Raw genomic sequence first — 24,558 nt, forward strand, 5'->3', positions numbered from 1 at the left:
CAATGACGCTCGTGCAGACCAGACGCCCCCGCCGCTCCTGGGCGGGCTGGTGGTTCGTCGGGCCGTTCATGCTCGTCTTCGCGCTGGTGCTGATCGCGCCGCTGCTGTACGCGATCTACCTCAGCCTGTTCCGCGAGACCCTGGTGGGCGGCAACCACTTCGTCGGATTCGACAACTACGTGCTCGCCCTGAACGACCCGAAGTTCTGGGACGCGACTCTGCGCGTCACTCTCTTCCTGCTGATCCAGGTGCCCATCATGCTGGCGCTGTCGATGGTCGCGGCTCTCGCCCTGGACAGTGCGCGGCTGCGGTACGTGCCGTTCTATCGGCTCAGCCTGTTCCTGCCGTACGCCGTGCCCGGCGTCGTGGCGGTGATGATCTGGGGCTACATGTACGGCTCGCAGTTCGGCCTCGTCGCCGACATCAACCACCTGTTCGGCATCGAGCTGCCCGCGCCGCTTTCGAACAGCTTCATCATGATCGCGATCGGCAACATCGTGACCTGGGAGTTCGTGGGCTACAACATGCTCATCTTCTTCTCGGCGCTGCAGGCCGTGCCTCAGGAGCTCTACGAGGCAGCCGAGATCGACGGCGCCGGCGCGTACCGCACGATCTTCAGCATCAAGATCCCCTCCATCCGCGGCGCGATCGTCGTCGCCACGCTGTTCTCGATCATCGGCAGCTTCCAGCTCTTCAACGAGCCGGCCGTGCTGCAGTCGATCGCACCGAACGTGATCAACAGCTACTTCACCCCGAACCTGTACGCGTTCAACCTTTCGTTCGCAGGTTCCCAGTTCAACTACGCCGCTGCGATCGCGATCGTCTCCGGCATCATCACCATGGTCGTGGCGTTCTTCGCCCAGTCGGCCGGTGGACGTGAGGAGAAGATCCGATGAGCACCGAGGCGATCGTCACCGGCCGCCGGCCCCGCCGGCCCAGCCGACTCGCGAGCGGACGCGTCGGGCGGATGCCGGCGCCGAAGGCCACCGGCCGCCGGAAGCGCGCCTCCGTCATGCTCACGATCGTGATGACCGTGATGCTGCTGTACTGCGTCGGACCGCTGTTCTGGCTGGTCGTCAATGCGTCCAAGTCGCGCACCGACCTCTACGACACGTTCGCGCTCTGGTTCGGCCCGAACTTCGCGCTGTTCGACAACATCGCGCAGGTGATGACCTATGACGACGGCATCTTCGTGCGGTGGTTCGGCAACACCCTGCTCTACGTCGTGCTGGGTGCCGGAGGCGCCACGCTGCTGGCGACGCTCGCCGGGTACGGACTGGCGAAGTACCGTTTCCCCGGTCGACGCGCCGTGTTCGCCATCATCCTGGGTGCCCTCGCGATCCCCGGCTCGGTGCTCGCGGTGCCGCAGTTCCTGATGTTCAGCAAGCTCGGCCTCACCAACACGCCCTGGGCCGTGATCATCCCCTCCCTGGTGAGCGCCTTCGGCCTCTATCTGGTCTGGGTGTACGCCGCCGAGGCCATCCCGGACGAACTGATCGAGGCCGCCAGACTGGACGGTGCCGGCGAGATCCGGATCTTCTTCTCGATCTCGCTGCGCCAGCTCGCGCCCGCGCTCATCACCGTGCTGATGTTCGCCGTCGTGGCGACCTGGAACAACTACTTCCTGCCGCTGATCATGCTCAGCGACCCGCAGTGGTACCCGCTCACTGTCGGCCTGAACCAGTGGGCGTCGGCATCCACCTCGATCGGCACCGAGGCGATCCCGCACCTGGTCATCACCGCCTCGCTGCTCACCGTGCTCCCGATCTCCGCCGTGTTCCTCTACCTGCAGCGCTACTGGCAGGCCGGGCTCACCGCGGGAAGCGTCAAGTAGTCCTCCCGACCCCGCAACACCTCACCTGCAACACCTCACACCCAACGAAGGGACCCGAAGTGAAGAAGAACAGCACCAGCCACTGGCTGAAGGCCGGAATGGCCCTCGGCACGATCGCCCTGCTCGTCGCGCCGCTCGCGGCATGCTCGAGCGACTCGTCCTCCGGCGACACGAGCGGCGGCACCTCCCAGGCCGACATCGACGCGGCCGTGAAGAAGGGCGGCGAGATCACCTGGTGGACCTGGGGGGACAACAACCAGGCCTGGGCCGACGCCTTCATGAAGAAGAACCCCAAGGTGAAGATCAAGGTCGTCAAGCTCGACAACCCGGATGCCACCGTGACGAAGCTGCAGAACGCGGTGAAGGCCGGTTCCGGCGCACCCGACATCTTGCCCGTCGAGTACCAGACCCTGCCGCAGCTGGCGATGAGCGGTGCGCTCGCCGACATGTCGGCGTACGGCCTGGACAAGTACAAGGACGATTTCACCGCGTCGACCTGGAACGCGGTCAACGTCGACGGCAAGCTCGTCGGCATCCCGCTGGATTCCGGCCCCATGGTGATGATCTACAACACCAAGCTCTACGCCGCGGCGGGGATCAAGGAAGCCCCGAAGACCTGGGACGAGTTCACTGCGGCATCCGCGGCGATCCACAAGTACGACCCCGACGCGTACATCTCGAACGGCGGCGACGCCGGCTTCTTCACCAGCATGATCTGGGCCTCCGGCGGACATCCGTTCAAGGCCGAGGGCGAGAACGTCACGATCGACCTGCAGGACGAGGGCTCCAAGAAGTTCGCCGACATGTGGGGCGGGATGCTGCAGAAGGGCGAGCTCTCGCAGGTCGCCACCTGGTCGGATGAGTGGACCAAGTCGCTCGCGAACGACAAGCTCGGCACCCTGCTGATGGGCTCGTGGATGATCAACATGGGCGAGGACTACGGCGTCGACAAGTGGAAGGCAGCGCCCGTGCCGACCTGGGACGGCCAGCCCGGATCCGCCGAGAACGGCGGCAGCAGCATGACCGTCACCGCGCAGAGCAAGAACAAGCTGATCGGTGCCGCACTGCTGCAGTTCCTGGCCGAGGGCGATGGTCGCGACCTCGTCAACCAGAGCGGCTTCCCGGCCACCGTCGCCACGTTCGACGACCCGGAGTGGGCGAACCGCACCTTCCCGGCGTATGTGGATGAGCAGAAGGCCAACCAGGTCGGCGCCGCGTCGGCGAAGTCCGTCATCGCCGGCTGGCAGTACCTGCCCTACCAGGGCTACGCGAACAACGTCTTCGCCGACTCGGTCGGCAAGGCGATCGGCGAGGAGAGCGACCTGAACGCCGCGCTCGTCGAGTGGCAGAAGACCCTGGTCGACTACGGCAACGCACAGGGATTCACCGTCAACAAGTGAGTTCACCGGAGGGGAGTCCGGCTCCGCGCCGGACTCCCCTCCGCATACCCCCACGAAAGCGAGCACCATGCCCACCTTCGCGATCGGCGACGATGACTTCCGCCTGGACGGCGAGCCCTTCCAGGTGATCTCCGGCGCCATGCACTACTTCCGGATCCACCCCGATCAGTGGGAGGACCGGATCCGCAAGGCGCGGCAGATGGGCTTGAACACCATCGAGACGTATGTGCCGTGGAACGAGCATTCACCGTCGCGCGGCGCGTTCCGCACCGACGGCGGGCTCGACCTCGGCCGCTACCTCGATCTCATCCGGGATGCCGGGATGCTCGCGATCGTGCGCCCCGGACCGTACATCTGCGCGGAATGGCACGACGGCGGCCTGCCGCAGTGGCTGCTCCGCGCTCACGAGGGTGCGCTGCGCAGTTCGGATCCCGGCTACCTCGAGGCTGTGCGCGAATATCTCTCCCAGGTGCATGAGATCGTCCGCCCGCGTCAGATCGACGCCGGCGGCCCCGTCATCCTGATGCAGATCGAGAACGAGTACGGCGCCTACGGATCGGATGCCGCATATCTGCGCGCGCTCGTCGAGCACACCGTGGCTGACGGCATCACCGTGCCGCTGACCACGGTCGACCAGCCGGAGCCTGCGATGCTCGAGCGCGGCGGGCTGGACGGGGTGCTGCGCACCGGGTCATTCGGCACCCGGGCCGTTGAGCGCCTCGCGACCCTGCGCGAGCACCAGCCGCGCGGGCCGCTGATGTGCTCCGAGTTCTGGTGCGGCTGGTTCGACAGCTGGGGCGAACCGCACCACACGACCGCCCCGGAGGCCAGCGCCGCCGAGCTCGAGGCCCTGCTGTCTGCCGGCGCCTCGGTCAACATCTACATGTTCCACGGCGGCACGAACTTCGGGTTCACCTCCGGCGCGAACGACAAGGGCATCTATCGCCCCATCGTGACCTCCTACGACTACGACGCCCCGCTCGCCGAGGACGGCACGCCCACCGAGAAGTACTGGCGGTTCCGCGAGGTGATCTCGCGGTACGCTCCGGTGCCCGACGACGCGCCCGCTCCGCGCGGCCCGGCGCCCGCGTTCACGGTCGGGCTGGACACGTCGGCCGACGTGCTGACCGCTGGTCTCGCCCGGCTGAGCGACCACCATGAGGTTCCGGATGCCACAGCCTTCGGCTCTCCGCGCGGGTACGCGCGCTATCAGGTGGAGGTGCCGAGTGGCGGTGTGCTCACCGTGGGCGAGGTCCGCGACCGCGCCCACGTGTTCGTGGATCACCGGCCGGTCGGCGTCATCGACCGCGAGAGCGGGGACCGGATGATCGTCCTTCCGGACGGCGATCTGCTGACCCTCGTCGTGGAGGTGCTCGGCGGGGTGAACTACGCGGATCGGCTCGGCGAGCGAAAGGGGCTGATCGGTCCGGTGGAGCTCGACGGTGTGCCGCTGACCGGCTGGCGTGCGGGCGGTCTCGACCTCGATCCCGCGGCGCTCCGTGAGGCGCTGCGCACCGACGGCGCGGCCATCGACGCGGGCTGTCCCGTCGGCGGCCCCGTGCTGCTGGGCGGGCGCTTCGACGCCGACGCATCCGCCGATCTGCATCTGGACACCGGCGGCTGGGGCAGCGGCGCGGTCTGGGTGAACGGATTCGCCCTTGGCCGCTACTCCAGCAGAGGCCCGCAGCGCACGCTGTATGTGCCGGCGCCCGTGCTCCGCTCCGAGGGCAATGAGCTGCTGGTGCTCGAGCTGCGCGGCATGACCAGTGCGCAGGCCGAGTTCGTGGCCGGCCCCGACCTGGGGCCGACGGAGTTCTGAGCCTGTGGAGCTCAGTCCTGCTGAAGCGGGGCGGTGCTGGCTCGCACGACGAGCTGGGTGGGGATGAGCGGGTTCTCCGGGATGGGCTCGCCGTCGATCATGGCGATGAGGATCTCGGTGGCGCGCTGCCCGACGACGTCGAAGTTCTGGTGCACCGTGGTGAGCGCAGGCCAGTAGGTGTCGCTGTCCGGGGCATTGTCGAACCCGACGACGCTGAGCTCCTCGGGCACGCGGATGCCGCGCTCATGAGCGGCCGTCATCACGCCCAGCGCCATCTGGTCGTTCGCCGCGAAGACGGCGCTCGGACGGGGCTCGGAATCGAGGATGGCGGCGCCTGCGGCGCGGCCCGATGCGGCCGTCCAGTTGCCGCGCTGCATCTCGACGACGGGCAGCCCTTGCTCGGCGACGACGCGTCGGTACGTCTCGGCGCGACGACGGGCGGAATAGGCGCGGTCGGGTCCGGCGACGTGCGCGATGCGCGAGTGGCCGAGATCGAGCAGGTGCTGCATCGCCAGGCGGGTGCCCTGCTCCTGGTCGTTGTCCACCAGGGTGTGCTCGGTCGCGACGTCGGAGTCGACGATCACCAGCGGCAGCCCTGCCGTCAGAGCGAGGTCGTCGGGGGAGCCGAGCTCCGCCGACATGATCAGGATGATCCCGTCGACGGCCTGCTCCTCGAGCCGGCCGAACGCACCGGAGACGTTGCCGCTGGTCGGGTCAGCCACCGGAATGAGGGTGGTGGTATAGCCCGCGAGCGCTGCGGCCTCGGCGACGGCCTCCAGCGTGCGCTCGTTGCCGAGCGTTGTGATGTTGTAGGCGACCAGGCCGATGCTGCGGAACCGCCCGGACTTGAGGTTCCGCGCGGCGCTGTTCGGACGGTAGCCGAGCTCGCGCATCGAGGCCAGTACTCGTTCGCGCATGGCAGGACGCACGTGCACATACCCGTTCGCGACACGCGACACGGTCTGCGGAGAGACCCCGGCGTGCTGCGCGACGTCCTTGATGGAGGCGCGTCCTGCATTGTCCGGTTCTAAACTCATGGCAACGTAAACAATAGCTCAGAAGAGTCCGAGGAGGAAGACATGTCCGAAGCCGTCGACGCGGGTCTCGTGATGCGGTCCGCCGGCCGCAGCATCGCCCTCGACATCAGGGCGGGAGCGCTCCCCGCCGTGCTGCACTGGGGCCCCGACACCGGCGATCTGGATGCCGCGGAGTTCGAGGCGCTCGCCGCATCAGGCATCCTCCCGGCGGCGGGGAGTGAGCCCGACGTCCCCGTCGCCGTGTCCGTGCTCCCCGAGCACGGTCGTGGCTGGCAGGGCGCCCCGGGCATCAGCGGATCGCGGGCGGGAAGGGACTGGGCGCCGCTGTTCACGGTGACCGGCGCACTGCTCGACGGTGCGGAGATCGCGGCCGGGGCGAGGGCCGTGCTGCAGCACGGGTCCGGCCTGCTGCGGGTCGAGGCCGTCGACGCCGAGCACGGCCTCGCACTGACGCTGGAGATCGAGATGACGGCCGCCGGCGTGGTGCGAATGCGCGCCGCGCTGCGGAACACCGCTGCGGACCCGTACCAGCTCGACGGTCTGCTGCTCTGCCTGCCCACGCCGCTCGAGGCGGCGGAGGCACTCGACTTCGCCGGGCGCTGGGGTGCGGAGCGCATCCCGCAGCGCGGGACGATCCGTATCGGCCAGCACCGCCGCGAGAACCGCCGCGGACGCACCGGGCTCGGCGCCGCGACGATGCTCCTCGCAGGCGTCCCGGGGTTCGGATACGCCTCCGGACGGGTCTGGGGGCTGCACACCGGCTGGTCCGGCGACCATGTGCACCAGATCGAGCGGATGCCGGAGGGCCGGCAGCTGCTGGGCGGCGGAGAGCTGCTGCTGCCGGGGGAGATCGTGCTGGCTGAGGGCGAGGAGTATCTGAGCCCATGGGTCTACGGGTTCCACGGCGACGGGCTCGACGACATCGCGGACAGCGCGCATCGGATGCTTCGGGCGCGCCCGCAGCATCCGTCCACACCGAGGCCTGTGACGCTGAACGTGTGGGAGGCGGTGTATTTCGACCAGAACGAGGAAGACCTGGTCGAGCTGGCCGAGGCGGCGGCCGAGGTCGGCGTGGAGCGCTTCGTTCTCGATGACGGCTGGTTCGGCGCTCGCCGCAGCGACAGGGCGGGTCTCGGCGACTGGACGGTCTCCGCAGACGTGTGGCCCCAGGGTCTGCATCCGCTGGTCGACCGCGTGCGCGCGCTGGGCATGCAGTTCGGACTGTGGGTCGAGCCCGAGATGATCAACGTCGACTCGGATCTCGCCAGGGCGCACCCGGATTGGATCATGCGCGCGGGCGCCGCGCTCCCCATTCCCGCTCGCAACCAGCAGGTGCTCGACCTCGCGAACCCGGACTGCTACCGGCACATCCGGGACTCTCTGCTCGCGCTGCTCGACGAGTACGACATCTCGTATCTCAAGTGGGACCACAACCGCGACCTCGTCGCCGCAGGACACGGCCCGGCGCGCACCCCGGGCGTGCACGGGCAGACGCTCGCGTTCTACCGGCTCGTCGACGAGCTGAAGCAGGCGCATCCCGGGCTGGAGATCGAGTCGTGCTCCTCGGGCGGTGCCAGGGTCGACCTCGGTGTGATCGAGCGCACCGACCGGGTCTGGGCCTCGGACGACAACGACCCCCTGGAACGCGAGCGGATCAACGGCTGGACCATGCAGCTGCTGCCGCCCGAGCTGATCGGGGCGCACATCGCCTCGGCCGAGTCGCACACCACCGGGCGCACGCATCCGATGGCCTTCCGTGCAGCCGAGGCGCTGATCGGGCACCTCGGCGTGGAACTCGATCTGCGGCACTGCACCGTCGACGAGCTCGAGGCCGTCCGGGCCTGGATCGCACTGCACAAGGAGCACCGCGAGATGCTGCACAACGGTCGTCTCGTGCGGCTCGATGTGCCCGACCAGGCGCACGGCATGCACGGCATCGTCGCGGCCGACGGCTCCTCCGCGCTCTACGTGTACACCGCGCGGACGGTGGGGGCGACCTCGACGGCCGGCCGGATGCGGCTCACGGGACTCGACGCCGATCGCCGGTACCGGGTCGTCGTCGAGCCGCTCAGCGTGGAGGGTGCGCGGATGAACCCTGCCGCCTGGCAGGAGGCCGGCATCGAATCGCGCGGCCGGATGCTGGGCACGGCCGGCGTGGTGATGCCGTCGCTGCAGCCGGAGCAGGCGATCGTGCTGCACGCGACCGCTGTCGACTGAGCGGACTCAGGGCACGACGAAGCCCCGGAGGGACAGCATCCTGTCCAGCCGGGGCTCAGTCGTCGCGAATGAGGTGAGCTCAGGCTTTCTCGAGCTCGTCCTCGTCTTCGTCTTCGTACTGGTCGGCCCACTTGTCGACGTACTCGTCCCCCTCAGATGCGGGGTGCCCGAGTTCACGCTCCAGTGCGGAGTAGTTGACATCCGGACTGTACGCCTTGAGTTCGCGAGCGATCTTGGTGTGTTTCGCCTTCTGACGGCCACGGCCCATGCGCGAGACCCCCTTACGAGTTCAGCAACGGGCTGTGCGGGGCCCGATGTCTTATCCACGGCACCGGCTCGAGGCCGGTAAGAGTAGCATTCAGGATAGCACGCACGCCAGGGCATGAGCCCTCTTGGCGGCGCCGGTGAAGGGAGATCGCCATGACAGAACCCACCTCCACCCCACAGGGCGACAGCATCTCGAACGACGAGCTGCAGAAGGCCGTCATCGTCGGCCTGCAGCCTGGTCAACCGGGTCACGTCCTGAAGGAAGCGGCCCGGTACGCGAAGCTGTTCGGCGCGCCGCTGGTCGTCGTGCACGTCGACGTCAGCCGCTTCGTGACCTACGAGGATCCGGACGGCTACGTGCACTCCGCACCCATCGACCTGAATGTCGACCTCGGCGCCGCCGAGTTCGAAGAGGTGCAGAAGGTGGCGGATGCTGCGCTGAAGGACTCCGGGCTCACCTGGGCCGCCCGGCAGCTCGTCGGCGACCCGGCGCTGGCCATCAAGCAGCTCGCCGACAAGCTCGATGCCGAACTGATCGTGATCGGCACCCGCCGGCGCGGATTCGGCGAGTCGGTGCGCGAGTTCTTCACCGGCTCGGTCGCCGCGCGCCTCGCGCACCGCCAGCACCGGAACGTGCTCGTGATCCCTCAGGAAGAGGAGTCCGGCAAGGAGAACAAGGACCTCTGGCCGGAGGAGTGACCTCTCCCCTTCGTCTCGTCGCTCTGGACTCCGGGTCCTGAGCGAGCGGAGCGAGACGAAGGGCGCTCAGGGCCCGGGTGCAACAGACGCCGGATCCTGAGCGAGCGGAGCGAGACGAAGGGCGTTGAGGGCCCGGGAGTTCGGACCCTGACCGAGCGCAGCGACCCTTCGTCTCGTCGCTGCGCTCCTCGCTCAGGGCCCGGGTACTACGGACTCCGCACCCTGAGCGAGCGCAGCGAGACGAAGGGCGTCAGCGCTCGACTGATGACGCCAGCGCGTTCGTCACGGCGCGAGCCGCGGCATCCATCGCCGACTCGAGGTCGGTCACGACCGCCGTCGGCAGCGCGCCGCCTCGGGCGACGTGGGTGCGCAGGTCGCTGCGCACCCGTGCCCGGAAGGCGTTGATCGAGGCGTCCGCCCTGGACAGGTTCTCGCGCGCGATCACGCGCTCGTCGTCGTGGCCGGGGGCGCGGGGCGGCGTGCTCTTCGCCGCCTTGCGGTCCTGCTGCTCCGCTGCGGCGAGATCGGCCCGCAGGCTCTTCATCGCCTCCTGCACGCTCTGGCGCACCTCGTTCGCGATCAGGCGGACCGAGTCGGCCAGGCCGTCCTCGATGCCCGCGAGGTCGTCCGAGCGGGATGCGAGCTCTGCTCGCCCGGCATCCGTGATCGCGTAGATCGTGGTGCGGCCGTCTGCCGTCTTGGTCACGAGACCCTCCTCCTCGAGCTTGGCGAGGCGGGGGTAGATCGTGCCCGCGCTGGGCGTGTAAGTGCCGCCGGTGCGATCGGTGAGCGCCTGGATGATGCCGTAGCCGTGCTGCGGCGACTCGGCGAGCAGCGACAGCAGGTACAGTCGCAGGTCGCCGTGCGAGAAGACCGCGGGACTCATGCCCCCTCCTCCCACTCCGGGTCGTCGGCGACAGTGGTCAGGGGCCGGCGCAGCACGGTGATGCCACCGGAGACGGTGTTCGCGCGGACGTCGACGAAGCTGCCTGCCAGCTCACCGGTGGAGCCGGTGAAGTTGCTGGGGCCGCTCTGCGAGCGCTGCACGCCGTCGACCGTCATCCGTCCGCTCATCGAGCGCAGCACGTAGTTGGCGGGCAGTGTCTCGTCGAGGCGGATGGTCGCGCCGCCCGAGACGGTGTTGAGGTTGATGGTGTTGACGTTGCCGGACGCGTCGACGAGCGTCGAGCCCGACACGGTGTCGATGGTCGCCTTGCGCACGCTGCCGGTGACGGCCACGTCGCCCGAGACGCTGTTCGCGTTCAGGGCGCCGGTGAGATCGTGGATCTGCACGTCGCCCGACACCGAGTTCACGGTCAGGTCGCCCACCAGGGTGTCGACGATGATGTCGCCCGACACGGTGTTCAGCCTGGTGTCGTTGCGGATGCCGGAGACGAGGGCGCCGGCGCTGACGACGCCGAGGTTCAGGGCGATGGCGCGGGGGACTGCGACGCTGATCTCGGCGCGGGGGCCGCCGGAGCCGAAGTTGCGGAACACCTCGAGGAAGTTGTCCCAGCCCAGCTGCGGGTGGTCGATCTCGACCTGGGTGCCGTCGGACTCGACGCGGAGGTCCTTGATGGTGACGCCGTGCACCTCGATGCGGATGCCGGGTTCGTCGTGCGCGATGATGTCGACCTGGCCGCCGACGAGGCCGACCTTGAGACGGGTCGCCGCGGCGATGTCGATGACGCGTTCCTCGCCCGGGGCGATGAGCCACTTCTCGGTCATGTGAGTTTCTCCTGTTGTGAGCGGCGATATCGAGATATATCGCGTGTTACGAGGATAACACGATATATCGCGAGTCTGTCAAGAGACGCGATGAGATTCGCACGAGACCCCGCTGCCGGCCTGAGATCCACGTGCAGCACGTGGGTCTCACGCCGAGAGCGGGGTCTCGGAGGGAACTCGGTCCGTCAGCCGTGGCAGGCGTACCGGTTCTGCGGGATCGTGATGGTCACCGGCGTCGCACCGCCGCTCGCCTTCACGATGATCTCGCCGTTCTCGACGGCCAGGCGGTCGGTGCTGACCGTGGCCTTCGCGGTCGCCCCGGGCGCGATGCCGGCCAGGCTCGCGCTGCCGATCGCGCCGGTCGCGGTCGCGTCGACGACGGTCGTGCCCTTGTTCTTGACCGTGAGGTCGACGCTGACATGGCCGGCGCGGCACTGCGCGAACGCCGTGGCCGACAGGGCGCCGTCGGTCGTCGCCTTCGGGTCGCGCACCGTGACGCGGAACGTCCCCGCGTCGGCGATGTTGCCCGCGGCGTCGGTCGACCGGTACTCGATCTCGTGGGTGCCGTAGCCGGGAGTGCGCTTGTGGAACGGCGACAGCGAGATGCCGTCGGTGCCGAGGTTGCCGTAGACCAGGTCGTCCACGTTGATCCCGGTGGGGGTGAACCGGAACGGCGCGGTCGAGTCGCTCGGCCAGCCGTAGTAGTGGTGCCATCCGTCGCCGTCCACGCGGAACTCGCTCACCACGTAGCCGGCCTGATCGTCGGTGCCGTTCAGGTCCATCGTGAACGTGTCGTCGGCGACGTAGTGCCGCACGCCGTCCGCGTCGATGCTCGACGAGACCGCCTCGCCCACGACGGGGTTCGTGCTCGGGGCGACGTTGTCGACCTTCCAGCTCACCTGCGTCATGGCGTGACGGTCGGTGCGGTCGAAGACTGAGACCTTGACCGTCGCGCCGGCGGGCAGCTTCTGCTTCGACAGGTCGAGCTGCGGGTCACGGCCCAGCAGCGCGCCGCCCGGCGTGCCGTTGTCGATGCGCCACTCGATGACCTGACGGTCGCCGGCCGGGTGGCTGGTGTGCACCCAGAGCACGTCCTGGTCGCCGACCGGCGTGGCGTTCGGCGTGTGCTGACGGATCACGTTCGCAGCGACATCCGGGCCCGAGGACTTCTGCTCGCCGACCGTCCACGACAGCGTCTCGGTCATCTTGTCGTCGCGCAGCTTCGGGTCGCGCACGAAGTCGGTGGGGTCGACGACCTTCGCCTCGATCACGTCACCCGGGCGGGCTCGGAGCGCCTTGACGTCGACGACCCGGTCATCGCTCACGGAGGGCACCGCGGTGCCGTTGACCGACCACGTCACATCCAGGGAGTGGTAGACGGGGTAGACGGTGTCGATGAAGACCTTGCCGTCGCGGGCGACGGGCTTGTCGGTCGGGGTGGACTCGTCGACCAGCGAGATCGAGGCCGAGATGTTCGCGGCAACGATCTCCCGCGAGATCTGGTCCATGTAGAACCCGAGTGACTTCATCATGCTGTGCTGGCTCGGCCGCCAGATGCCGGTGCTCGAGTACTGGCCGCCCTCGTAGGTGCCGATGACGCCGCCGGACTCGCTGAACTCGCCGAGCCAGCGCCACCACTTCGCCTTCTTCTCGGCCATCTCGTCGACCGTCATGATCGTGTGGTGCTTCGACGACGGCTCGGCCCCGGTGTACGGGCCGGTCGTGGTGCCGCGGCTGTAGTAGTCGTACTCGTCCTGCAGACTGCCGAACGAGTGACCGAGCTCGTGGGGCGAGATCAGCGCCGACATGGCGTTGTTCGCGCTGGCCGTGGCGTACGAGCCGCCGGCGCCGCCGTAGAGCGAGCTGTTCGAGAGAGCGAGGATCTGGTCGGCCTTCGGGGCGAGCGCGGCATACCGCTTGGCGGCCGTGTTGTCCATGACGAGCAGGCGCTCGATACCGGTCTTGCTGCAGCCGCTCCAGAAGCGCATGTTCAGGGGCGTGTCGAGTCGCGCGCCGTCCGGGCCGTCCTCGCACGAGGTGCCCGAGTCCTTGGACGGGATGCGCACCGCGTACACGTTGATGTAGTTCTTGTAGCTGCGGTAGGGCTCCAGGCTGAACATCACGTTCATGTGCCGTTCGACGGCCGCGTCGAACTCACCCATCTCATCGGCGGTGAATCCGTCGCCGAGCACGACGAGGTTCCAGCGCTTGGCGGGGTCGCCGCTGATGTGGACGGGGACGACGGTCGCATCGGCCGTGTCGTAGGCGGTCGTCGCCGCGGCGGCCTTGGGCGGTGTCACCGGAGCGGCGCCGGCGGCCGGAGCCATCAGCATGCCGACGGCGAGCAGGGCTCCCACCGTCATTCCGGCGATCGTCTTCGATCGTGTGGTCACGTTCTTTCTCCTCGCTGAGATCCGACGGTTCGGCACGAGGCTATCGTGATCGATCGTGACGAATGGATCGTTTTATCGATCGTTACCGATCGACAAAGGGGACGGTTCGCGAGGCGAGGATCAGGCCCAGATGCGCGCCAGGTAGTCGCGGATCGCCCGGTCGGAGGAGAAGTGCCCGCTGCGCGCCACGTTCAGCACGGCGGACCGCGTCCAGGCATCCTGATCCGCGTAGGCGGCGTCCACGCGCTGCTGCGCCTCGGCGTAGGCGTGGTAGTCGGCCAGCACCATGTACCTGTCCTCGGTGAGCAGGTTCGTGACGATCGGCTCGAACACCGCGCGGTCGCCGTCGGAGAACGCTCCGGAGGCGATCAGATCCAGGGCGCGGCGCGCCCCGGCATCCACCGCCTCGCCTGGCCGGTAGACCGGTGCGAGTGCGGCGACCTCGGGTTCTGTCATGCCGAACAGGAAGAAGTTCTCATCGCCGACCCGCTCGCGGATCTCGACGTTCGCGCCGTCGTCGGTGCCGATCGTCAGCGCGCCGTTCAGCGCGAGTTTCATGTTGCCGGTGCCCGAGGCCTCCTTGCCGGCCTGCGAGATCTGCTCCGACAGATCCGCCGCGGGGATCACGCTCTCGGCCAGCGTCACGTCGTAGTTCGCCGGATACAGCACGCGCAGGCTGCCCTCGAGCCGCTCATCGGCGTTGACGACGTCTGCGACGGCACTGATCAGATGGATGATCCGCTTCGCCATGACGTACCCCGGCGCCGCCTTCGCACCGAACAGCACCGTGCGCGGCTGCAGAGCGGATGCCGGGACGCGGCCCGAGACCACGCCCTGGTAGGTGTCCACGACGTGCAGCACCCTCAGCAGCTGTCTCTTGTACTCGTGCAGCCGCTTGACCATCACGTCGAGCAGGTGGATCTCGTCGATCTCGGTGCGGTCGCGAACCCGCAGCACCTCGTTCAGGCGCCGCTTGTTGCCCGCCTTCACCTGTGCGAACGCGCTGCGGAACCCGGCATCCTCGGCGAACGGCTCCAGCTCGCGCAGCCGCTCCAGGTCGGTCAGCCAGCCGTCGCCGATCGCCTCGGTGATCAGCGCGGACAGGGCGGGGTTCGCCAGCCGCAGGAAGCGGCGAGGCGTCACGCCGTTGGTGACGTTCGTGAACTTCTCCGGCGAGAACTCGGCGAAGTCGGGCAGCACCGTGTCGCGCAGCAGCTCCGAGTGCAGCTCGGCGACGCCGTTCACCCTCGCACCGGCGATCGTCGCGAGGTGCGCCATCCGCACGGCGCGCACCGGGCTCTCCGCGATGATCGACATGGCGGCGACGCGCTCCTCGCCGAACCGCTCGCGCACGGCGACGAGGAACTCCTCGTTGATCCGGTAGATGATGTCGAGGTGCCGCGGCAGCAGGTCGCGCAGCAGGTCCACCGGCCAGACCTCGAGTGCCTCGGGCAGCAGCGTGTGGCACGTGTAGGCGAAGCAGCGCTGCGTGATCGCCCACGCGGCATCCCACGCCATGCCGTGCTCGTCGACCAGCACACGCATCAGCTCGGGCACCGCGATCACGGGGTGCGTGTCGTTGAGCTGGAAGATCGCCCGCTCGGGAAGTTCGTCCAGCGACCCGCCGGAGGCGAGCAGGTCGTCGACGACGTCGCCGACCGATGCCGCCGCGAAGAAGTACTGCTGCTGCAGTCGCAGCCGCCTGCCCTGCGGGGTGGAGTCGTCGGGGTAGAGCACCTTCGAGATGTTCTCGGCGAACGTCTTCGCACGCACCGCGCGTTCGTAGTCGCCGGCGTTGAACGCCGGCAGGTCGAGAGGCTCGAGCGCCTCCGCACTCCACAGCCGCAGGATGCCGGCACCGCTGAGGTACCCCGGCACGATGAAGTCGTGGGGCACGGCACGCACCGCCCAGCCGGCGTCCCCGGCGCCGAACCGGATCGTGCGCGACCGATCAGGGCGGGGGAACTCCCACGGCGAGCCGCCGCGCATCCACGCATCCGGGTGCTCCGCCTGCTGCCCGTGCTCGAACGTCTGCCGGAAGATGCCGTATTCGTAGCGGATGCCGTAGCCGATGCTCGGCACGCCGAGCGTGGCCATCGAGTCGACGAAGCAGGCGGCCAGCCGGCCCAGGCCGCCGTTGCCGAGTCCGGGCTCGATCTCGTGCGCGCGCAGCTCGTCGAGGTCCACGCCGCAGGCGTCCAGCGCCTCGGCAGCGACATCCGCGAGACCGGTGGTGAGCAGCGCATTGTCGAGTTGGCGACCGAGCAGGTACTCGGCCGAGAGATAGCAGATCGTCTTTCTGTCACGCGGTGCGCGCTCGGTCTCGAGACGCCGGGCGGCGAGGTGGCCGCGCACGGTGCGCACCAGGGCGAGATAGCGGTCGTCGACGGTCGAATCGGCCAGGGTGACCCCGCGATCCTGCGCGAGATTCAGCAGGAACTCGGCGACGAACCCGTCGACCGTTGCAGGCGGCGCGATCACGTTCGCGAGGGCGAGCGGATGCCTCGGGCGGGTGCTCTCGGGTGCGGTCACCCTACGACCGTAACCCGGGCTGGGCTCGTATTCTTGGTGCGTGCCTGAACGCAGTACTGAATCCCCCGCAGCGCGCCTGCTGCGCGCGAGTTTCGCGACCGAGGAGGCCGTCTACGGCGTCATCCTCGTCGCCGGCATGATCGCCGTCTCGGGTGCGCACGGTGCGACCTCGTTGAAGGTGTTCTGGACCGTGCTGGTCACCGTGATCGTGTTCTGGCTGGCGCATCTGTACGCCGGCACCGTCGCCGGGCACGGCCTGGATCGCGACCGCGTCGTGAGCCTCGGCGAGTCGTTCCGCGTCGCGTTGCGGCGCTCGCTCGGGCTGCTGCTCTCATCGTTGATCCCACTGCTGATCCTCCTGATGGGAAGCGCGCGCCTGATCAGCGACAAGCTGACCATCTGGCTGGCGCTGTGGATGTGTGTCGCGGTGCTGGCGGTGCTCGGCTACATCGCGTTCCGGCGCCGCGGCGCGCCCTGGTACATCCGACTGCTCGGGGCGCTGACCACGGCGGCGTTCGGCGTCGTGATCATCCTTGCGAAGGCGCTCATCCACTGAGCGCTTGACATTGACGCAGCGTCAACTTCTACCGTGGAGACTACGACGGAAGGAGGACGCCATGGACTGGTCGATCCAGGAGATCGCCCGGCTCGCGGGCACCACCAGCAGAACGCTGCGGCACTATGACGACATCGGTCTGCTGAAGCCCACGCGGGTGGCATCCAACGGCTATCGCCACTACGACGACGCCGCCCTGGTGCGCCTGCAGCGCATCCTGCTGCTGCGAGAGCTCGGACTCGGGCTGCCGCAGGTGGCCGAGGTCATCGAGCGCGAGAGGTCCGAGGCATCCGCCCTCGAGACGCACCTCGCCCTGCTCCGGCAGGAGCAGGAGCGGCTCGCACGGCAGATCGCCTCCGTCGAGAACACCATCACCGCATTGACAGAAGGAGGAACCCTCATGGCAGAGAACATGTTCGACGGGTTCGATCACACGCAGTACAAGGAGGAGGTCGAGGAGCGCTGGGGCCAGAAGGCCTACGCCGACGGCGACCGCTGGTGGCGCGGCATGTCCTCCGCCGAACAGGATGCCTGGAAGAAGCGCGTCTCGGACCTGAACCGCGACTGGATCGCGGCCGCCGAGAGCGACATCGACCCGGCATCCGACGAGGCGCAGGCGCTGGCGCGCCGGCACGTCGAGTGGCTCAGCGGAGTGCCCGGCACCCCTGCCGCCGCCCCCGGCGGCGACATCAAGGGCTACGTGATCGGCCTCGGCGAGATGTACGTCGCAGACCCGCGCTTCGGCGCGAACTACGGCGGCGCGCAGGGCGCGGAGTTCGTCCGCGACGCGCTGCGCGTGTACGCCGACGCGAACCTGTAAGCCCGCCGAGGTGCTCAACTTCGGATGAGACGCGCGACGCGCCGGTGAATCCTCACGGATCCCGGCGCGTCGTGCTGCGGCATCCGAAGATGGGCACGCGCGTCACCCGCCGGTTCCGGGACGGACTGCGACCGGAAGGCTACATCCCGAGCCGGATCGCGACGATGCCCAGTGCCGCGGCGACGGTCGCCGTGATGCCGACGGCGCCCGGCTTCTCCTTGAACACCAGCAGCCCGATCAGCCCTGCCGCGACCACGCCGGTCTCGCGCAGCGCCGACACCAGGGCGAGCGGCGCGATCGACTGCGCCCACACCACGATGGTGTACGCGACCAGCGACAGGACGCCGCCGATCGCGCCGACCGGCGCGTGCCGGCGCAGACCGGCCACGTGTGCGCGGCGGTCGCGGGCGAGCAGCAGACAGCACAGCGGGATGGTCACGCCCTGCAGGAAGAACAGCCAGGCCGCGTAGCTCAGCGGCGCGCCGGATGCCCGCACCCCGAGCCCGTCCACGAAGGAGTACGCCGTGACGCATGCGCCGACCGCGACTGCCAGCAGCATCCCGCGCCGCGAGGTGCGCTGCCGCCGGGCGAAGGCGAGTGTGAACAGTGCGCCCATGACGATCGCGACGCCGGCGAACTGCAGGGCGGTGAGTCGCTCGCCGAGCATCGTCACGGCGAGCACGGTCACGCCGAGCACCGCGAGTCCGCGGGTGAGCGGGTAGGCGACGCCGAAGTCGCTGTGCGCGTAGGCGGCGGTGAGCAGGATCAGGTAGGCGGTCTGCAGGACGACCGAGATCAGCAGCGCCGGCCACGATGCCGCGTCCGGGAGTGGCAGCAGCAGACAGCCGACGCCGCCGAGCACGAGATAGACGAGGCCGATCAGCGACGAGGACACCAGCCGGTCGGGGATCGCCTTCGCGATCGCGTTCCAGCTGCCGTGCATCACCGCCGAGCCGAGCACGGCGAGAAGGACGACGGCGCTCATGCCGCGTTCGCGGCCGAGGGCCGGGCCGGTGTCACGGCCGTCCGCCGAACGGGAACCCGGGCAGCTCATCATCTGCGGGCAGGCCCAGCGCCGCCAGCACATGCGGCAGCACATCGGCGTGATCGACCGCCGGCTGCGAACCCGGGTGGATGCCTGGCCCCGCAGCCGCGATCCAGGCCAGACGCTCCTCGTCGCTGTCCCCGCCGTGGTGCCCGGTGTCGCGGTGGCCGTGGTCGGTCAGGACGATGACGGTCCATTCCTCGTCGGCGTGCGCGGGGCGGGCATCGATCGCGGCGAGCAGTGCACCGAGATGCGCGTCGCAGGCCTCGATCGCGGTGCGATACCGGTCGGTGACGCCCTCGGTGTGCCCGACCATGTCTGGCAGCAGCTGGTAGGCGAAGACCGCCGTGTGATCGGCGCCGAGGAGCTCTCTGGCCACGCGGGCGGTGACCGACTCATCCATCGCGGCGATCTGGTCGAGCGCGTCGGTGTCCTCGATGCCCGCAGGCAGCGGCGGGCGGTAGCCGCCTTCGTGGAACAGCGGGCCACCGGACATCTCTTCGACGAGCGGCGCCCAGGCGCCCGCGGCGAAGGTCGTGGCGCCAGGCAGCGCCTCACGCACCCGGCGAAGCAGATCGGGATGCCGGTCGAATGCGTTCTGGCGGAAGTCGTTGTCGTGCACGCCGTGCCTGTCGCGATACACGCCGGTGGCCATCGTGGACCACACGGGGCCGGAGATCGTCGGATTCGCATCGTGCACGCGCACGGTGGCGAGGAAGCCCCGTGCGGCGAGTGCGTCGAGGTGCGGGGTGCGAACGGAACGGAGCACGTCGTCGCGCACGCCGTCCCATCCCACGATCAGCACATGCTGCGAGTTCATCGCGATCCTCTCCTCGGGTACGCATCAACGCTAGGTGGACGCTCGCGAGCTGAATGCACAACCGCAGTTATGTGAACATAAGGTGAACTTATGACCCTCACGCAGCTCCGCGTCTTCGAAGCGGTGATCTCCCAGGGCGGATTCGCCGCAGCGGCCCGCGTCCTCGGCGTCAGCCAGCCGGCGGTGTCGGCCCAGCTCTCGGCGCTCGAGAAGGCACGCGGGCTGCGCCTGGTCGACCGATCCACGGGCGAGCCGACGCCTGAGGGAGCCGCGCTGCATGAGATCACGCGGCCGCTGTTCGCGCTCGCCGACCGCGCCGAGCAGCGCCTCGCACAGGCCGAGCGCCTCGGCGGAGAGCCACTGCGGATCGCAGCCGACGCCCCCGGATACCTCATGCCGCTGCTCGCGCGCATGCGCGCCGCGCATCCGGATCTGCGGTTCGCCGTGACCGGCGGGAACGCGACGGAGGCGCTCGCGGCCGTGCGCAGCGGGGCGTCGGAGATCGGCGTGGCGGCGGAGGTGCCCGAGGACCCCGCTCTGCACCGGATCGTGCTGCGCGAGCAGGAGCTCGTCGCCGTCGTCCGCACCGATCATCCGCGTGCCGGCGGCAAGCAGTTCCCGCTCGTCGAGCTCGCCGGCGAGCCCCTGATCGGCCGGGAGCGGGGGAGTGTCACGCGGGCCGCACTCGAGCGCGCGGCGGCGGATGCCGGGGTGCCGCTGTCCTATGCGATGACCGCGGACACCCGCGAGGCCGTGGTCGCGGCCGTGGCATCCGGCCTGGGGGTGGGGATCGTCGCCGAGGACGAGATGCTCGACGACCCGCGTCTGGTGATGCTCGACCTGATCGGGCCTACGATCGCGCTCACCGAGTACCTGGTCTGCCGGGCGGGCTTCGAGGGTACTGTCGCCTGGCGCGCGCTGATGGCAGCGCTGCGGGCCTGAGTCCGGCCCGACCCGAGAGAAAGCCTCTGCGGCGTGAGAAACCATCTGCGGCGTGAGAAACCATCTGCGGCGTGAGAAGCCATGCGCCACGTGGTTTCTCACGCGGCAAGTGATTTCTCGCGGGACGAGGGAGGATCGCGGTCAGCGGGCGCGAGGGGGAGCAACCGAGTCGCGGTGCACGAGGTAGGTGCCCAGGATCAGGTCGTCCTCCGGAGTGCGCGCGAACGCGTCATGATCGGACAGCGCCGCGCGCAGCGCCTCACGTCCCATCTGCTCGAGCGGCACATGCACGGTCGTGAGCTTCGGCGACAGGTCGACGGCCAGCGGGGTGTCGTCGTAGGCCACCACCGACATGTCGTCGGGGATCCGCACACCGGCATCCCCGAGCGCGTCGTAGACGCCCGCCGCGATCGTGTCGTTCACCGCGAAGATCGCCGTCACGTCCGGAGTGTCCTCGAGCAGTGCGCGAGTCGTCGCGTATCCGGCCCCTCGGCCGAAGCCGTCGGCGCGGATGAGCTCCTCATCGGCGTCGATGCCGCGGGAGGAGAGCGCCCTCAGATAGCCGTCCAGCCGTCGGGAGATCGACGGGATCCCGCGCTCGCCGCCGACGAACGCGATGCGCCGGTGCCCCGTCGCGATCAGATGCTCGGTGACGGCGAACGCCCCGCCCTCGTTGTCGTAGGCGACGGAGCGTGCGGGCGAGGGGATGGTCAGGGCCGGATGTGCGCACAGCACCAGCCGGCTGCCCATGGCCTCGAGCGCCTCGGCGCGCTGCACCAGGTGCCGTTGGTACGGAAGGTCCACGTGCGTTCCGCTGACCAGGATGACGGCGTCGACGCGGCGCTCCTGCATCAGGTCGATCAGGGTCATCTCGTGCCCCGGGCCGTGCCCGCTGGTGGTCGCGATGATCGCCAGCCGCCCGGATGCCTGCGCCGCCTGCTCGAGCCCTCGCACCATGTACCCGAAGAACGGGTCCACGAGTTCGGGCACGATGATGCCGATGGTGCGGGTGTCGGAGCGGGCGAGGGCCCTCGCGTTCGCGTTCGCGGCATATCCGAGCTTGGACACGGCGCGCATCACGCGCTCGCGCGTCCCCGCGGCGACGGGGTAGTTCGCGTTCAGCACTCGCGAGACCGTCGCCGTCGACACGGATGCCATCGCGGCGACATCGCTGATCGTCGCCGGGCGGCGCTGCACCGGACGTTGTGCATGGTCGGATGTCGAAGACACGATCCCCCTCGGCGGCTATGCCATGATCGCGAAGTCCGCCGGGCGCACTTCATGCTCGAAGTTACCAGTCGCCGCGAAGCATCCGACCTCCGCCACGGCCAGTTCGCCGAGCCGTGCGATCTCATTGCCGAGGGCGCCGGCGATGTGCGGAGTGATCACCACGTTCGGCAGGCCGTAGAGCGGCGAGTCAGCGGGCAGGGGCTCGGGGTGCACGACGTCGAGATAGGCGTCGAGGCGCCCGGACACGAGCTCAGCGGTCAGCGCCGGTGTGTCTATCAGGGCGCCGCGGGCGGTGTTCACGATCACGGTGCCGTCGCGCATCAGGGAGAGCTCGCGCGCACCGATCATCCCCGCGGTCAAGTCGGTGAGAGGCGCGTTCACGGTCACCGCATCGCTGCGGCGGCACAGCTCATCCAGGTCGACGAGCTCGGCCCCCAGCTCGGCGGCCCTGGCGGGGGTCACGTAGGGATCGCTGAGCAGGACCTTCGCGTCCAGCGCGCGCAGCATGCGGAGCAGCTCGCGCCCCACGCGTGAGGCGCCGATCACCCCGATCACCACTCGGTAGGCTCCGATCTGCGGCATGGGACGCACGTCGCGGATCGCCTTCGTGTCGCGCAGCTGCGCCGCGAAGCGGCTGGCGCGCTTGAGTCCGAACACCGTGCTGGCGAATGCGAACTCGGCCACGGGGATCGCGTTGGCACTCGCGCAACTGCTCACGCGGATGCCGAGGTCGAACACGGTCGGGTCGAGGAAGAGCCGGACCGTGCCGGCGGCGTGCACGATCGCGCGCAGCCCAGGGGCCTTCTCGGCGATCGTGGGATCGACCCTCGGTGTGCCCCAGCCGGTGATCAGGATCTCGGTCTCGGCGAGCACGCGCAGCGCCCGTGCCGAGTCGAGGTCGGGCAGGGGAAGCGGGTCGATCACATCGGCGATCGTGCGCAGCTCGGCGAGAACCGCAGGCGGGAACGCAGCGGCGTGCGACTCTTCGTCCATGGCGAACGCCACGCGGGGGTGCCAGCTCATTCGTGCTCTCCGTTGAATCGAAATCTAGTAAGCGATTACTATCACGTTACCGTATCGGATCGCCAGCCCAGATCGTGGAATTGGCGACTTCTACGGCAGAGATCGGATCTCTCGTTGACAGTTCCGATCAGCGTGAGTTACCGTCTATAGCAATCGCTTACTAGCGATGGATCATCCCTCACCAAAGACGTTCGGAGGATGCGGTGACATCAGCACCCGTCGCGAGCAGGCCAGAAGCGGCCGAGCCCGAGCCGCCGCGCAAGGACGCCCGGAAGGCGCCGCGCATCGACCGGCACGGCGCGCGGAAGCTGTCGTTCGGCGCGCGGTTCCGGCGCGACCGGATGATGCTTCTGCTCATCCTGCCCGGCTTCCTGTACTTCGTGGTCTTCCACTGGCTGCCGATCCCGGGCAACATCATCGCGTTCGAGGACTACCAGCCCTACCTCGGCTTCATCGACAGCGTGTGGGTCGGGCTCGACAACTTCGTGACCGCGTTCTCGGATCAGGCGTTCTGGTTCGCGCTGCGCAACACGCTGGTCATCACGCTCATGCAGCTGGTCCTGTTCTTCCCGGTGCCGATCATGCTGGCGCTGCTGCTGAACAGCATCATGTCCCCGGGGCTGAAGAAGTTCGTGCAGAGCGTGATCTACCTGCCGCACTTCCTGGGGTGGGTCATCATCATCTCGATCTTCACCCAGCTTCTGGGGCCCACCGGCGTGATCCCCAACCTGTTCGAATCGCTCGGGCTGCCGAGCATCAGCCCGATGACGAATCCCGACACCTTCCCGCTGCTTGTCACGGTGCAGACGATCTGGAAGGACGCGGGCTGGGGCACGATCATGTTCCTGGCGGCGCTGGCGAGCATCGACAACGATCTCTACGAGGCAGCCGCCATCGACGGAGCCGGCCCCTGGCGGCGGACCTGGGCCGTCACCATCCCCGGCATGATGCCGATCATCGTGCTGCTGCTGATCCTGAATCTCGGATCTGCGCTCTCCGTCGGCTTCGAGCAGATCATCCTGCAGCGCAACAACGTCGGCGCCGAGGCCGGCGAGGTGCTCGACACCTACGTCTACTACCACGGCATCGTCGATGGCCAATGGGGCACGGCGGCCGCCGTCGGGCTCGTGAAGGGGGTGGTCGGCTTGTTCCTGGTGCTCGGCGCCAACAAGCTCGCCCACCTGTTCGGACAGGATGGGGTGTACTCCCGTGAGCGTTGAGATGAATGCCCCGACCACGGTCATGCGGCTCGGGACGAAGGGCGCGCGTCGGCTGAAGGCCCGTCGCCCGGTCTGGATGGAGAAGCCCAGCATCCCCATGCAGGGGCTGAAGGGGCTGGTGCTCCTGGCCGTCTGCATCGCGGTCGTCTACCCGTTCCTCACGGTGATCGGCACCAGCCTCGCGACACAGCAGGAGATCGCAGCCAACAACGGGTTCGTGCTCATTCCTCAGCACCCGACCCTTGACGCGTACAAGACGATCCTCTCCGGCGGCATCGTCACGGACGCGCTGGTCCGCAGCATCGGCATCACGCTCGTCGGCACCGCCCTGTCGGTCGCGCTCACCGTGATGATGGCGTACGGGCTGAGCCGCAAGGGCGTGATGGGCGGCAACTTCTTCCTGATGACCGCCCTGCTGACCATGCTGTTCACCCCCGGCATCATCCCGACCTTCCTCGTCGTGAAGGAGCTCGGCCTTCTGAACACCTACGCCGCGCTGATCCTGCCCACTGCGCTGTCAGCGTTCAACCTGGTGATCGTGCGGTCGTTCTTCAAGGGCATCCCGTCTGAACTCGTCGAGGCGGCCCGCCTCGACGGTGCGGGCGATCTGCGCATCCTCTGGCATGTGATGCTGCCGCTGTCGAAGGCCGTGATCGCCGTGGTCGGCCTGTTCTACGCGGTCGGCTACTGGAACGCCTTCTTCAACGCGATGCTCTACGTGAACAACGACAAGTGGCCGCTGGCCATGGTGCTGCGGCAGTACGTGCTGCTCGGCTCGTCGCTCGACCAGAGTGCCGTCGGCGAGATCGCGGCGCCCACGCAGGCCATCCAGATGGCCGTGGTCGTCATCAGCCTGGTGCCGATCCTGCTCGTCTATCCCTTCCTGCAGAAGTACTTCACCAAGGGCGTCCTCACCGGCGCCGTCAAGGGCTGAACGCGGGCCCGCAGAACACCCCCACCCTCAGAGAGGACCGGA

At 68.7% G+C, this 24,558-nt stretch carries 21 protein-coding genes; 11 read left to right on the plus strand and 10 right to left on the minus strand.

The genetic code is table 11. The annotated features are described in order from the left end of the window. Positions 1-2 precede the first annotated feature (2 nt). From ACFVDO_RS17025 to ACFVDO_RS17040, 4 genes are all read left to right on the plus strand, one after another. Entirely contained in the window at positions 3-896 is an 894-nt protein-coding gene (locus tag ACFVDO_RS17025; protein WP_378857830.1) for a carbohydrate ABC transporter permease, read from the plus strand. Between the two features lie 71 nt (positions 897-967). Continuing rightward, positions 968-1,834, plus strand: coding sequence for a carbohydrate ABC transporter permease (locus ACFVDO_RS17030; protein WP_378857894.1), 867 nt, complete (start codon positions 968-970; stop codon positions 1,832-1,834). 59 nt (positions 1,835-1,893) lie between these two features. Beyond that, positions 1,894-3,234 (plus strand): ABC transporter substrate-binding protein, encoded by a 1,341-nt coding sequence (locus ACFVDO_RS17035; protein WP_378857829.1) that lies wholly within the window; start codon positions 1,894-1,896, stop codon positions 3,232-3,234. A 67-nt stretch (positions 3,235-3,301) separates the two neighbouring features. Continuing rightward, entirely contained in the window at positions 3,302-5,053 is a 1,752-nt protein-coding gene (locus ACFVDO_RS17040; RefSeq protein WP_378857828.1) for a glycoside hydrolase family 35 protein, read from the plus strand. 11 nt (positions 5,054-5,064) lie between these two features. On the opposite strand, the gene ACFVDO_RS17045 is transcribed toward ACFVDO_RS17040, so the two are convergent. After that, on the minus strand, positions 5,065-6,090 hold the full coding sequence (locus ACFVDO_RS17045) for a LacI family DNA-binding transcriptional regulator (protein ID WP_378857827.1): 1,026 nt from the start codon (positions 6,088-6,090) through the stop codon (positions 5,065-5,067). A gap of 42 nt (positions 6,091-6,132) precedes the next feature. Here ACFVDO_RS17045 and ACFVDO_RS17050 point away from each other — a divergent pair, with 42 nt between their 5' ends. Then, positions 6,133-8,307: an alpha-galactosidase gene (locus ACFVDO_RS17050; protein WP_378857826.1), complete on the plus strand. Its 2,175-nt coding sequence runs from the start codon at positions 6,133-6,135 to the stop codon at positions 8,305-8,307. A 79-nt stretch (positions 8,308-8,386) separates the two neighbouring features. Here the strand turns inward: ACFVDO_RS17050 and ACFVDO_RS17055 are convergent, their stop codons facing one another. Further along, positions 8,387-8,575, minus strand: coding sequence for a DUF3073 domain-containing protein (locus tag ACFVDO_RS17055; protein WP_378857825.1), 189 nt, complete (start codon positions 8,573-8,575; stop codon positions 8,387-8,389). 152 nt (positions 8,576-8,727) lie between these two features. Here ACFVDO_RS17055 and ACFVDO_RS17060 point away from each other — a divergent pair, with 152 nt between their 5' ends. Continuing rightward, positions 8,728-9,273 carry a universal stress protein gene (locus ACFVDO_RS17060; protein WP_378857824.1) on the plus strand — a complete coding sequence of 182 codons (546 nt, stop codon included), beginning with the start codon at positions 8,728-8,730 and terminating at the stop codon, positions 9,271-9,273. 250 nt (positions 9,274-9,523) lie between these two features. Here the strand turns inward: ACFVDO_RS17060 and ACFVDO_RS17065 are convergent, their stop codons facing one another. The 4 genes from ACFVDO_RS17065 to ACFVDO_RS17080 form a co-directional block, all read right to left on the minus strand. Continuing rightward, complete coding sequence (locus ACFVDO_RS17065) at positions 9,524-10,159, minus strand: PadR family transcriptional regulator (RefSeq protein WP_378857823.1); 636 nt, start codon at positions 10,157-10,159, stop codon at positions 9,524-9,526. Continuing rightward, positions 10,156-11,001 carry a DUF4097 domain-containing protein gene (locus tag ACFVDO_RS17070; protein WP_378857822.1) on the minus strand — a complete coding sequence of 282 codons (846 nt, stop codon included), beginning with the start codon at positions 10,999-11,001 and terminating at the stop codon, positions 10,156-10,158. Before ACFVDO_RS17070 ends, ACFVDO_RS17065 begins: the two co-directional genes overlap by 4 nt. A gap of 185 nt (positions 11,002-11,186) precedes the next feature. Next, positions 11,187-13,394, minus strand: coding sequence for a M64 family metallopeptidase (locus ACFVDO_RS17075; RefSeq protein ID WP_378857821.1), 2,208 nt, complete (start codon positions 13,392-13,394; stop codon positions 11,187-11,189). Between the two features lie 120 nt (positions 13,395-13,514). Continuing rightward, a complete protein-coding gene (locus tag ACFVDO_RS17080) occupies positions 13,515-15,926 on the minus strand; it encodes a glycogen/starch/alpha-glucan phosphorylase (protein WP_378857820.1) in 2,412 nt (803 codons plus the stop codon). A 40-nt stretch (positions 15,927-15,966) separates the two neighbouring features. On the opposite strand from ACFVDO_RS17080, the gene ACFVDO_RS17085 reads away from it, so the two are divergent. Beyond that, entirely contained in the window at positions 15,967-16,482 is a 516-nt protein-coding gene (locus ACFVDO_RS17085) for a hypothetical protein (RefSeq protein WP_378857819.1), read from the plus strand. 61 nt (positions 16,483-16,543) lie between these two features. Further along, positions 16,544-17,302, plus strand: coding sequence for a MerR family transcriptional regulator (locus tag ACFVDO_RS17090; protein WP_378857818.1), 759 nt, complete (start codon positions 16,544-16,546; stop codon positions 17,300-17,302). Between the two features lie 139 nt (positions 17,303-17,441). Here ACFVDO_RS17090 and ACFVDO_RS17095 read toward each other — a convergent pair whose 3' ends face one another. Together ACFVDO_RS17095 and ACFVDO_RS17100 are read right to left on the minus strand one after the other, a co-directional pair. After that, a complete protein-coding gene (locus ACFVDO_RS17095) occupies positions 17,442-18,287 on the minus strand; it encodes an EamA family transporter (RefSeq protein ID WP_378857817.1) in 846 nt (281 codons plus the stop codon). A gap of 31 nt (positions 18,288-18,318) precedes the next feature. After that, positions 18,319-19,167, minus strand: coding sequence for an alkaline phosphatase family protein (locus ACFVDO_RS17100; protein ID WP_378857816.1), 849 nt, complete (start codon positions 19,165-19,167; stop codon positions 18,319-18,321). A gap of 90 nt (positions 19,168-19,257) precedes the next feature. Here ACFVDO_RS17100 and ACFVDO_RS17105 point away from each other — a divergent pair, with 90 nt between their 5' ends. Continuing rightward, the gene (locus tag ACFVDO_RS17105) at positions 19,258-20,109 is read left to right on the plus strand and encodes a LysR family transcriptional regulator (protein ID WP_378857815.1); all 852 of its coding nucleotides are present in this window, start codon (positions 19,258-19,260) and stop codon (positions 20,107-20,109) included. A 141-nt stretch (positions 20,110-20,250) separates the two neighbouring features. Here the strand turns inward: ACFVDO_RS17105 and ACFVDO_RS17110 are convergent, their stop codons facing one another. Next, entirely contained in the window at positions 20,251-21,339 is a 1,089-nt protein-coding gene (locus ACFVDO_RS17110) for a LacI family DNA-binding transcriptional regulator (RefSeq protein ID WP_378857814.1), read from the minus strand. A gap of 15 nt (positions 21,340-21,354) precedes the next feature. After that, a complete protein-coding gene (locus ACFVDO_RS17115; protein ID WP_378857813.1) occupies positions 21,355-22,362 on the minus strand; it encodes a hydroxyacid dehydrogenase in 1,008 nt (335 codons plus the stop codon). A gap of 203 nt (positions 22,363-22,565) precedes the next feature. Here ACFVDO_RS17115 and ACFVDO_RS17120 point away from each other — a divergent pair, with 203 nt between their 5' ends. Both ACFVDO_RS17120 and ACFVDO_RS17125 read left to right on the plus strand, forming a co-directional pair. Beyond that, positions 22,566-23,582: an ABC transporter permease gene (locus ACFVDO_RS17120; protein WP_378857812.1), complete on the plus strand. Its 1,017-nt coding sequence runs from the start codon at positions 22,566-22,568 to the stop codon at positions 23,580-23,582. Then, positions 23,572-24,516 carry a carbohydrate ABC transporter permease gene (locus ACFVDO_RS17125; protein ID WP_378857811.1) on the plus strand — a complete coding sequence of 315 codons (945 nt, stop codon included), beginning with the start codon at positions 23,572-23,574 and terminating at the stop codon, positions 24,514-24,516. The genes ACFVDO_RS17120 and ACFVDO_RS17125 overlap by 11 nt, the downstream gene beginning before the upstream one ends. Positions 24,517-24,558 lie beyond the last annotated feature (42 nt).

It is taken from the genome of Microbacterium sp. NPDC057741 (genome assembly GCF_042798735.1).
Lineage (GTDB): Bacteria > Actinomycetota > Actinomycetes > Actinomycetales > Microbacteriaceae > Microbacterium.